Source organism: Oscillochloris sp. ZM17-4, assembly GCF_019599295.1.
GTDB lineage: Bacteria > Chloroflexota > Chloroflexia > Chloroflexales > Chloroflexaceae > Oscillochloris.
In genome coordinates this window covers 1-9,406 of the sequence record NZ_JAIEWN010000088.1, presented here as the reverse complement: position 1 = coordinate 9,406, position 9,406 = coordinate 1, and the positions used below count along the sequence as shown (strand labels likewise).

Here is a 9,406-nt window from a genome sequence, read left to right as displayed (position 1 = left end):
CGCTCCGATCGGAGGGCCAGCACCACGCCAGCGCCCGTATCCAGCCCGCCCAGGGCCGTCAGGTAGGCATCTGGTGTGCAGACGGCGCGGCGGGCCGGCTGGGGCCGCCGTAGGGCCGCTGGCGCGGCTTCCTGGGGCCGCTGGGGGTCGTGCCGGTATTCCTGGTAGCGGGCCAGGCTGTGGGGGCTGTAGCTGGCCGGGTCAACCGGGTACTTCGCCAGCAGGCGCAGCGCGTCTGTCACCAGGTCGTGCGGTCGCTTGTTGCTCTCATAGCCGTAGCGCGCCCAGATGTGGCGGGCCAGCAGGTATGTCTCTTCGGGCATGCGGCCAGCGCGGGCCAGCTGGGCGACAACCAGGGCGCGGCGCTCGCTATCGGTGGCGGCCAGGCGCGGGGGCAGCTGGCCGCGCAGCAGCAGATCGCGCAGCTGGGGCGTCGCACCGTAGGGCAGCCCGTCAGGGCCGATCAGGCGGCGCATGCGGGCCTCTAGCCAGGCGAAGAAGCCCCAGTCGAGGGCTTCGGGTGCCAGGGGCGCGGCGGTGTCGCCGGCGGCCTGGCCGCCCAGGTCGGTGTACAGGGCCGAAATGGCGGCCTGGGCGGCGGCGATGGGGCCAGGGGCCGACATGGTGCGGCCGGTGATCGTGAAGTAGCGGGCGCGGTCGTAGCACTCCAGCTGGCCGCGCCGGCGGCCGGGGCCGGGCAGCTGGGCGCGCACAATCGCATGCACGCCGGTGCCCGAGGGGCTCAGCTCCACATACGCGCCGGCCAGCTGGCCCAGCAGGGCGGCGGCCTGGGCGTCGAGGTGCCCGGCGGCGTCCATGCAGCCGTCGAGGTCGACTCCGGTGAAGGGGTCGTCTTCGGCGAAGACATAGCCCATGCCCTCGAAGTAGCCGCGCCGGCCGGCCAGGGCGGCGGCGGCCTGCTCGAAGCTGCCCCAGCTGTCCGGGTCGGTCACATCGGCCGGGCTGCAGCTGGCCGGGCAGTAGGGCAGCTTGGGCCGCTTGCCGTCCTTGCGGCGGGGGCCGTAGCGCCAGATCACCCACTGGGGGCGGGCGCGCAGCTCTTCGGGAACTGTGAGTAGTAGACGTGAGGAACTGGGGGGCAAACACTGGCAATCACTGGCACTAGAACGCCTGTTTGAGGTCGCATCAGAGTGCGATAAAACGCCTCGTGCAATTTCTGGCACAGCAGACTTAATGTCTTGACAGAACTTATTTTGTGGTACGTTTACCGCTTCCTGATGCGGCGGCGCTCCGTGCTGTGAGTTATGCGCGTGAGTAGTCAGCATTTTTTATCCCTTCCGCAGCCGGGCCGACAGGCCGGCGATCGCGGTTGCTTTGCTCTCTTCGAGGGCGTGTGCGTAGACCCTGGCCGTGATGGCCGGGCTGCTGTGTCCGAGGACGCCGGCGACGGCTGAGATTGTGTCGCCGGCGGCCAGCATCAGGGTAGCGGCGGTGTGCCGCAGGTCGTGAAAGCGCATTGCGGGCAGCCCGGCGGCCTCGCGGGCGCGCTTGAAGTGTCGCCACAGGTCGGAGGGGCTGAGCGGGCCGCCGGCGGTGTTGGTGAACACCAGGCCGCCCAGGCTGGTGAAGGGGTCGCGCCAGGCCGGGCCTAGCAGGAGTCGCTCTTCGGCCTGGGCGGCGCGGTGGGCGCGCAGCTCGGCGATCAGGTCGCTGTCAAGCTGTAGGCTGCGCTTGCCGGACTCTGTCTTCACCGGCTGTAGGCTCAGCACACTCTTGATCTGCGCCTCAGAGTCGGGGTTGGGGATGCGCTGTAGCTGGCGCAGCACGCGCAGCACGCCGGCGGCCAGGTCGATAGCTTCCCAGGTAAGCCCCAGCAGCTCGCCCTCACGCATGCCCAGGTTCAGGGCCAGGCGGTAGAGCATGGCCAGGCGATCACCTTCGAGGGCGGCCAGCAGCTGGCGGGCCTGGGCGAAGTCGAGCACGGCGATCTGCCTGGGGGTCGAGCTGGGCAGCTCAACCCCCAGGGCCACGTTGCGCGGGGTGTAGCCCTGCTTCACGGCCACGGCCAGGGCGCGGCGCAGGCGCGCATGCACGTTGCGCACGGTGCCAGGTGAGACCCGGCCGCCCAGGTCGTTTACCCAGCCCTGCACTTCGGCCGGGGTGAGGGCGTCAAGCCGCCGGCGGGCCAGGGGGGTTTTGTACAGGTAGCGGGCCAGGTTCACCCGGTAGTGCTCGCGGATGTGCGGCCGCAGGTTGGGCGCGGTCGTCACCCAGGACTCGCACCACTCCTTCACGGTGGGCTGGCGCTTGCTGAGCGACACGCCGGCGCGGCGCGACTCCTGTAGCTCGCGCAGCAACTCGCGGGCCTCTTTCTGCGAGCTGGCGCGGCGGCGCTTCTCTTTGCCGTTAACGGTCACTGAGGCGAACCAGACCCCCGAGTCCTTCGGGTACTCGTAGATGCTGCCCTCGCCATTCGCCCGGCCCTTCTTGCGCCCCATCACTCGCCCCCGTTTCGGTTGCGGTTCTGCCAGGCTAGGATGTCGGCGATCCGAATGCGGCGTAGCTTGCCCTCGCCGACGCTGGGAAGCTCGCCCGTCTGCACCATGCGGTAGACGGTGCGCTTGCCGTAGGAAAGCAGCTCAGCGGCTTCGGCAATGGTCACTTGCCGGGCGAAGCTGCCACCGGGTGGCACCTGGTGCGAGGTGGGGGTGTGCGTTGTCATTGGTGATGCTCCTTGCGGGGTATTGCATCTGCGCAGCACTCAGGGTAGAATAGGGTTCAGCGGGTTTCTACCTTTTGGTTGTTTGTGCTTTGCAGAGCCCCCATGTTCCTGCGTGGGGGTTTTGCTTTGTGTATGAAAATGCCCTGGCCGGTGTGCTCTCACACACACCGGCCAGGGCCGAAAATATTGTTGTAACCCTCTTCAGGGCGTTGGCCTGGGCCAACGGGTTGCGGCCAGGTGAGAGGCTGAAACCGCTATTGATTTGCTCCCGCAGCCAGAACATAGCACATCGCAGCCAGATTGACCTATCAAAAACCTATCAGCATGGCATTGTGTGAACACTCGTGCGTGATAGGCATTTTATGGCTTTCCTATGCTGCGCAACGGGCAAGCGTCATACGTTGTGTGTACGCCGGCTTGTGACTTTGGAAGAGTGATCGCGGTTAATTCTTGGTTAAAGCTACCAGTCTGCTAAATCTGGCAGCTTCGCAACATCAGGCCGGATATCCTCTACATTCGCAGAGACATAGATTTGTGTCTGTGCGATTTGTGCATGCCCGAGTGCTTTACTGACGGAATAGATATTGCCTGACCGTCGAAGCATCCACGTTGCGAAGGTGTGGCGCAGCATATGCGAGGTAAACTTGATGCCAGTCCGGCTTGACCATTTCTGGCATACTTTACCAACCATACTGGCCGTTGATGCGCGCTTGTATCGTGTGGAAAATACATGCTTTGTACCCTCCACGGTATGCACAAAGACACCATTTCCACTCACGAGTGTACTTTGTGTGTCTTTCCATTGCTTGAACACCTCGGCTAATACCGGGTGTATAGGGATGCACCGCCCGTGGTTCATCTTTGATATAGGAATAGTGATGACCAGGCCAGCAATATCGACCTGGTTCCACCGCAGCGCCCCCAGCTCGGAGGCGCGGAGCCCGGCATAAATGCCGGTGAGGATTAACACGCGGTCGCGCATCTCGTCGCCCTCGGCGTTGGCTAACGCTCCGAGCAGCTCGCGCACCTGGTCGCGGGTCAGTGAACGGGGTTGCGGTGTGCGCGACCTCGGAGTTTTGAAGCCGGCCGCCGGCGACGAGCTTACATACTCCTGTTCCGTCGCCCACTGGTAGAACACGCGCAGGGTGGTAATGGTGTTGCGGAGGTACTGCCAGCTGAAATCCGTCCGGGCGGCAACGTAGGGCTTAATCTGGCGATAGGTGAGTACCTGCCAGTCGAGTCCCTGCGGCCATAGCCAGCGCTCGAAGGATAGCAGCTCGTTTCGGTGCTTCGTGATAGTCGAGCGCTGTAGGTTGCGCAGTTTTAGATCGCCGATGAACTCGGTGATCGCGGCGGCCAGGGTGATCGCGTCCGGGCTGGGGGCGGGTTGTGGAGCTGTCACAGCGCGCCCCCCTTCCCCAGCGCACGGCGTAGGATGTCGGCAACCCGGCGGGCGGCCTGGGCGTAGGCGTCGCCGCTCTTCTTGCCCCCGGCGATCTCGGCGGCCAGGTCTGACGGGCTTTTTCCCTCCAGGAAGAGGGCCACAATCCGCGCATCTTCGGGTGTCAGCTTTACCGCGTCCTGCTGCCCACGAAGGGGCGCAGCGGAAGCCCCTTCGGAAGCCCCTTCGGAAGCCCCTTCGGGGCGGGCCGGGCGGAAGCCCAGCGGGCGGGCCAGCGAAGGGGCCAGCGAAGGGGCTCCGGAAGGAAGGGCGGAAGGGGCGGAAGGGGCCGACGGGGCGGCCAGCAGGCCAGCGACGCTCACCAGGTCGGCCGCGCCCATCTGGGGGGTTGCCACCTTGCGCACGTTGCCCCTGGTGTCGAGCAGGTAGCTCTGGCCGGGCTGCAGCTGCATGGTGTCTTCGGGCAGCGCGCCCCCGCGTAGGCCGGTCTGCATCCTGGCCTCGTCGGCGCGGGTGCGGTGGACATAGTGAGCCGTCAGGGTGTTGCGCACGTCGCCCCCGCCGGCGGCATCCACGCTCCAGCGCTGGGCCAGCAGCAGGGCGTTCACCCCGTATTTGCGGCCCTCTTGGCTCAAGTCGGCCAGGATGGGCGGTAGCTTGTCGGCCAGGCCGCGCCGCAGCAGGCTTGTCCACTCATCGATCACCAGCAGGATGGGCGTGCGGTCGGGGCTCTTCTTCTCACGCCGGCGGGCCAGCTCGTCACCGGCGAAGCGCACGGCGGACTCGATCTGGCGCTCGTCGTCGGCGCACAGCTGCATGTAGGGCAGCAGGGGCGCGAGTCGGGTCGTCAGGCTCTCCTCGTCGCCCGCGTGCGGGTCGCACAGGATGACCCTGGCACCGTTCAGCATGCTCTGGGCGATCAGGCTGGCCGCCGTCCAGCTCTTGCCCCCGCCCTGGGCGCCGCCCACGCCGGCGGAGTAGAGATCGCGCCAGCTGCCCCAGATGGGCGCGGCCTCGGCCAGGTCGTAGCCCAGCATGAGCGGCTGCCCCCGGCCGATGCGCCCGGCGCCTAGCAGCTGGGCGAAGCTGGGCACATCCGCAGGAAGCTGGGCGGCGGGTTCTGAAGCAGGAAGCTCAACAGCTCCTCGGCTGTCAGCTCGATAATCGAGCCGGGGCGCGTAGTGCTGCGCATCGTGGGGCGCATAGGTGACGGTCTGGGGGACGGGCTGGCGTGCGGCCGCGATCTGTTGGGTGCCGTGGTATGCGCCCAGCGCCTGGGGGGCCACGTCGGCCAGCTGGTAGAGGTTGACGGGCAGTAGCCCGCGGCTGTCGGGCTGGGCCAGGTGGCGAAACCTGATCAGGGAGACCGACCCCCAGGCGGCCAGCAGGATGATCGCCAGCACGAGGGCCAGGGGCGGGGCCAGGGCCAGCAGGCCGGCGGCGAAGGTCTGCACCGGGGCCAGGGCGCGGGCCTGCTCAATGGCGATCTGCTGGCGCTCGTATGCCACCGGGTCGAAGGGGGCCGGGGTGAGGGCGCGGGCGGCGGCGGCCAGGGCCAGCAGGGCCAGCGCGCCGGCGAAGAGGGCGGCCAGGAACTTATTCACTGCGCGCCCCCTTCCGTGCGGGCCTGGGCGGCGGCGCGCATCAGCTCGGCGATCACCAGCTCGGCGGTTTCGGCCAGGTCAAGCGGCCGCCACGTCTGGCCCAAACGGGCGGCGTTCTTCACGCGCTCGGCGTTGCGGTGCTCCATCTCGGCGTGCAGCTCGGCAAGCTCCTCACTCACAAGCCAGATAGAGAGCGATTGCGAGGGGATGGGGGCCGGGGGTGTGCTAGAATTCGTGATTGTAGCCATTGGGAACACTCCTTTGGTTACTGGCGCGGCCGGGGCTCATCCCGGCCGCGCCGTTCGTTTACGATGCGCGTATACTAACACGCAGTGATAGTGTTTGTCAATGCACTGCATTGACTCTAGCTTTCGATTTTGCTATTATTGTTCCAGTGGACTAAAATTCGACACAGGGAGTTGCTTATGCTGGCGGAAATTGTGATTACAAGTGACCTACGATATTTTTTGACGCAGCATAACGCCAAGCTCATCAGGCAAGGCGATAGGCCGGTTTCTCTGCGTCAAATTGCGCAGGACACAGGTATAGCCCTTTCTACCCTGGTAGCCCTCAATACAAACAAGGCGAAGGGTATCCAGTTCGACACGCTCAGCACGCTTTGTACATACTTTGAGTGCTTGCCTCACGAGATACTGAGGTATATCCCGGATCCGCCGAAGACCTAGCCCCAGGCCGGGGGCCAGCTGGGGGCGGGCAAATCGCTATGCTATCTTTCGCGTGGGACCCAGACAAAGCAGAGCGTAACGAGCAAAAGCACGGGGTCTCCTTCAGCGAGGCGGGCACCGTCTTTGGCGATCCGCTGAGCGTGACGGCCTACGACCCGGATCACTCTGCGGACGAAGACCGCTACATTACCATCGGGGCATCAAACCGTGGCCGGCTGCTGATGGTCGCCTTTACCGAGCGCGGCACCAGCATCCGCATCATTAGCGCCCGGCCACTCACCAGAGCGGAGCGTAAAGCCTATGGCGAGCGAACCGAGTAACCAAGAGCCAGAGGATGAGCTGCGGCCAGAGTACGATCTCGCCCAGCTGCTTGCGGGCGGCGTGCGCGGGAAGCACGCCGAGCGATACCGGGAGGGGACAAACCTGGTACTGCTCGCCCCCGATGTGGCGCAGGCATTCCCCACCGCCGAGGCGGTAAACGAGGCATTGCGGCTGGTGATCAGACTCGGCGAGATCCAGCGGCGGACCGCCAGCTAGACAAGGCCGGGGCCAGCTGGGGGCGGGCGGGCAACAGACAGAAAGGGAACCGCGATGAACCTGACAGCGGTCTATGTGCAAGAGGGCGAGTGGATCGCCGCGTGGATCGAGGAAATCCCAGGCGTGAACACGCAGGGGGCCACGATGGAAGAGGCGCGGGCCAACCTGCGCGACGCCCTGGCCCTGATGCTGGAAGACCTGCGCGCCGACGCTGAGGCCACGCTGGCCGGCCAGACGGTGCTAAAGCGCGAGCTATTCGCGGTGGCGGCCTAGATGAAGCGGGCAGACCTGATACGCCACCTGGAGCGGCACGGCTGCGCGCTGAAGCGCGAGGGCGGAGAGCATAGCCTGTACTGGCACCCGGCCACGGGCAAGCGCTCCGCCGTGCCGCGTCACCGCGAGGTGAACGACATCACCGCCCGGAAGATATGCCGCGACCTGGAGATACCCGAGCCGTAGGCCGGTGGCAAGCTGGGGGCGAAGTTCACCAGGCGCAAGAGCAGCTGCTCTTGCGCCTGGTGTGTTTGTGGGGCGGGCCGGGGGGCGCTGCGCGGTCACATCACCTCTGTGGGTGTGACTGTGACTGTGTCTGTGACTAGCGTGTTAGTCACAGACACAGTCACACCTTGGGTGTGTCCTGGCGTCCTGATGCGCTAGACACACCCCCCCCCCGTGTCTAACTTAGACACGGGGGGGGGTATGTTTGCGCGCAAACATACCCATCACTCCCCCAGGCGGCGGGCATCAGCCTGGGCAGTACGCCTAGTGCGCCTAGTGCGCGTGCGCGTGCGGGCCTTCGCCCTTGCTCGCCGGCGGGCTATCTCCTCCTTCGTAAACTGCGCCATACGATCAAGCTCCATTGCCTTTTCGGTGATTTCTCGCGGTGAAAGCTCTTCGAGCTTGCCCACATATACCCGCTCAGACCCATGCTTATTGGTGTGCCACTTATAAGCATACCAGTAATAGCGGTTTCCTCGCCGTTCTTTTTGAAACAAACAATATGTTTTGTTGTTTTTAAAGTTAAATCGGCTATTACGCTCAATCCATTGCAGCCAATCGGCAGACCCAACACTAATATGTAATGTCTGGCTGTAGAGAAGATTGCACTTCTCGATGACAAGGTGAGAATCGTTAACGTATACATATTTCTGCTCAAAGAGTAGCGCCGACAATAGCCATAGCGGAAAGGGTTGTATATCTACCGGCTTGCGTTTCAGTGACATATACGGCTCCTCAGATGCGGAGTAAAATGCTATCCTATAATGCGATCCGCACTCACTCCGCAAGCAAAAATCACCCCGTATTGTAAAACAGGAATGGGCGCTTTGTGGCGTCCTACTGCATTTCGCGCCCATTCGTGTGTAAGGTGGCAAAAAATGTGTGTGTATATGGATTCCCTATACGGCAATACGACACGACAAACACGGAAGCTCCTTAATCCGCGCAGCTGGCCAGCTGGCGGTTGCGCTCCTCAAGTCGGCGAATCATCCCGGCTACGTCGTAGCTGCCACCAGGTGGCAGGGCGGCCGGGGCCGGGCCAGCCTGGGGCTTGAATCTGGCGCGGGGCTTGTTGGCGGGCAGCTCGCCGGCGGCGCGCAGCCGCTCGATCACCGCGCCGGCCTCGGCCAGCAGCTGGGCCTCTTCGTAGGCCAGGCTGTCCTGGGTGCGCTCCTCGTGAACCTGGGCGATGATCGCGTACTGCTTCGCCCAGACCCAGGCGCGGGCCGTCAGGGCGGCCGGGGTCTTCTCGCTGCGCTTCTCGCCCTCGGGGGTGAGCGGCCGCAGGCGCAGATCTTCGGCCAGCTTCAGATCGGACACGATGCTGTGCTCCAGGCTGCGCAGCCGGGCGCGGCGCTTCGTCGGGCTCATCGTCTCGGCCTTGCGGCGCAGCGCGGCATCTGCGCGGGCGTGCTTGCGGCGGGCCAGCTCGGCCAGGTAGACGCGGGTGATCACGCCCTCGCTCACCTTCAGCCCGCCCACCGTGCGGACGTGAATAGCGACCCGGCGCCGGGCGGCTTTCCCGCCGGCCGTGCCGTAGGCGTCGATTGCTTCGCTCACCAGCTCGGCCAGGGGCCGGGGGGCCGGGCAGGGGGAAGACACAGTGTGTGCGTGCAGCCCGCCGGCGGCGGCCGGGGCCGGGGCCGCTGCGGCGGGGACGGGCGCGACGGGGGGTAGGGGGAGGTCACACACTGTGTATTCCCCTATGCATACGTCACCCTCAGCAGGGCTTTGCGGCGTGCTGCTGCCCTGGGCGGCCTCTCGTGGGTCGGTGTCTGCATCCGCGCCGGCGGGGCAAAAGAAGCTGATTCCGGTGTCTGCATCCGCCCGATTTTCGGGGGGTGTAGACACCGGCGTCAGCACAACCCGGCTGGCCCTGGTGTGCCGGCCGTCGCTCTTCGACAGGGTGTACAGCTCGATCCGCAGCTGGCCGGCGGCCTGTAGCCGGCGCTCGAGTCGCTCCGCTGTAGACAACGTGACGCCGGCGGCCTGGGCG

11 protein-coding genes and 2 pseudogenes are annotated in these 9,406 nt (G+C 65.4%); 5 read left to right on the top strand and 8 right to left on the bottom strand.

The features are described from left to right. The 6 genes and pseudogenes from K2Z83_RS27125 to K2Z83_RS27100 form a co-directional block, all read right to left on the bottom strand. Positions 1-1,103 (bottom strand): annotated as a pseudogene (locus K2Z83_RS27125) (hypothetical protein); the annotation flags it as partial. 186 nt (positions 1,104-1,289) lie between these two features. Continuing rightward, positions 1,290-2,459, bottom strand: a complete 1,170-nt coding sequence (locus tag K2Z83_RS27120; RefSeq protein ID WP_220598295.1) for a site-specific integrase — start codon at positions 2,457-2,459, stop codon at positions 1,290-1,292. Continuing rightward, the gene (locus K2Z83_RS27115; protein WP_220598294.1) at positions 2,459-2,683 is read right to left on the bottom strand and encodes a helix-turn-helix domain-containing protein; all 225 of its coding nucleotides are present in this window, start codon (positions 2,681-2,683) and stop codon (positions 2,459-2,461) included. The genes K2Z83_RS27120 and K2Z83_RS27115 overlap by 1 nt, the downstream gene beginning before the upstream one ends. A 460-nt stretch (positions 2,684-3,143) precedes the next feature. Then, positions 3,144-4,085: a tyrosine-type recombinase/integrase gene (locus tag K2Z83_RS27110; RefSeq protein ID WP_220598293.1), complete on the bottom strand. Its 942-nt coding sequence runs from the start codon at positions 4,083-4,085 to the stop codon at positions 3,144-3,146. Beyond that, positions 4,082-5,689: a hypothetical protein gene (locus K2Z83_RS27105; protein WP_220598292.1), complete on the bottom strand. Its 1,608-nt coding sequence runs from the start codon at positions 5,687-5,689 to the stop codon at positions 4,082-4,084. Before K2Z83_RS27105 ends, K2Z83_RS27110 begins: the two co-directional genes overlap by 4 nt. Continuing rightward, a complete protein-coding gene (locus K2Z83_RS27100) occupies positions 5,686-5,937 on the bottom strand; it encodes a hypothetical protein (RefSeq protein WP_220598291.1) in 252 nt (83 codons plus the stop codon). The genes K2Z83_RS27105 and K2Z83_RS27100 overlap by 4 nt, the downstream gene beginning before the upstream one ends. Before the next feature lie 177 nt (positions 5,938-6,114). Between K2Z83_RS27100 and K2Z83_RS30280 the strand changes: the two genes are divergently transcribed. Genes K2Z83_RS30280 through K2Z83_RS27075 form a run of 5 tightly spaced genes read left to right on the top strand, consistent with a single transcriptional unit; the run spans position 6,115 to position 7,371 of the window. Then, positions 6,115-6,375 (top strand): helix-turn-helix domain-containing protein, encoded by a 261-nt coding sequence (locus K2Z83_RS30280; protein WP_220598290.1) that lies wholly within the window; start codon positions 6,115-6,117, stop codon positions 6,373-6,375. 38 nt (positions 6,376-6,413) lie between these two features. Next, the gene (locus K2Z83_RS27090) at positions 6,414-6,695 is read left to right on the top strand and encodes a BrnT family toxin (RefSeq protein ID WP_220598289.1); all 282 of its coding nucleotides are present in this window, start codon (positions 6,414-6,416) and stop codon (positions 6,693-6,695) included. Continuing rightward, on the top strand, positions 6,676-6,912 hold the full coding sequence (locus tag K2Z83_RS27085; RefSeq protein WP_220598288.1) for a hypothetical protein: 237 nt from the start codon (positions 6,676-6,678) through the stop codon (positions 6,910-6,912). Before K2Z83_RS27090 ends, K2Z83_RS27085 begins: the two co-directional genes overlap by 20 nt. Positions 6,913-6,966: 54 nt before the next feature. Further along, positions 6,967-7,185 (top strand): type II toxin-antitoxin system HicB family antitoxin, encoded by a 219-nt coding sequence (locus K2Z83_RS27080; RefSeq protein ID WP_220598287.1) that lies wholly within the window; start codon positions 6,967-6,969, stop codon positions 7,183-7,185. Continuing rightward, complete coding sequence (locus K2Z83_RS27075) at positions 7,186-7,371, top strand: type II toxin-antitoxin system HicA family toxin (protein ID WP_220598286.1); 186 nt, start codon at positions 7,186-7,188, stop codon at positions 7,369-7,371. It begins immediately after the preceding gene. Between the two features lie 263 nt (positions 7,372-7,634). On the opposite strand, the gene K2Z83_RS27070 is transcribed toward K2Z83_RS27075, so the two are convergent. Next, a complete protein-coding gene (locus K2Z83_RS27070; RefSeq protein WP_220598285.1) occupies positions 7,635-8,135 on the bottom strand; it encodes a hypothetical protein in 501 nt (166 codons plus the stop codon). 211 nt (positions 8,136-8,346) lie between these two features. Beyond that, positions 8,347-9,406: pseudogene (locus K2Z83_RS27065) on the bottom strand (hypothetical protein); the annotation flags it as partial.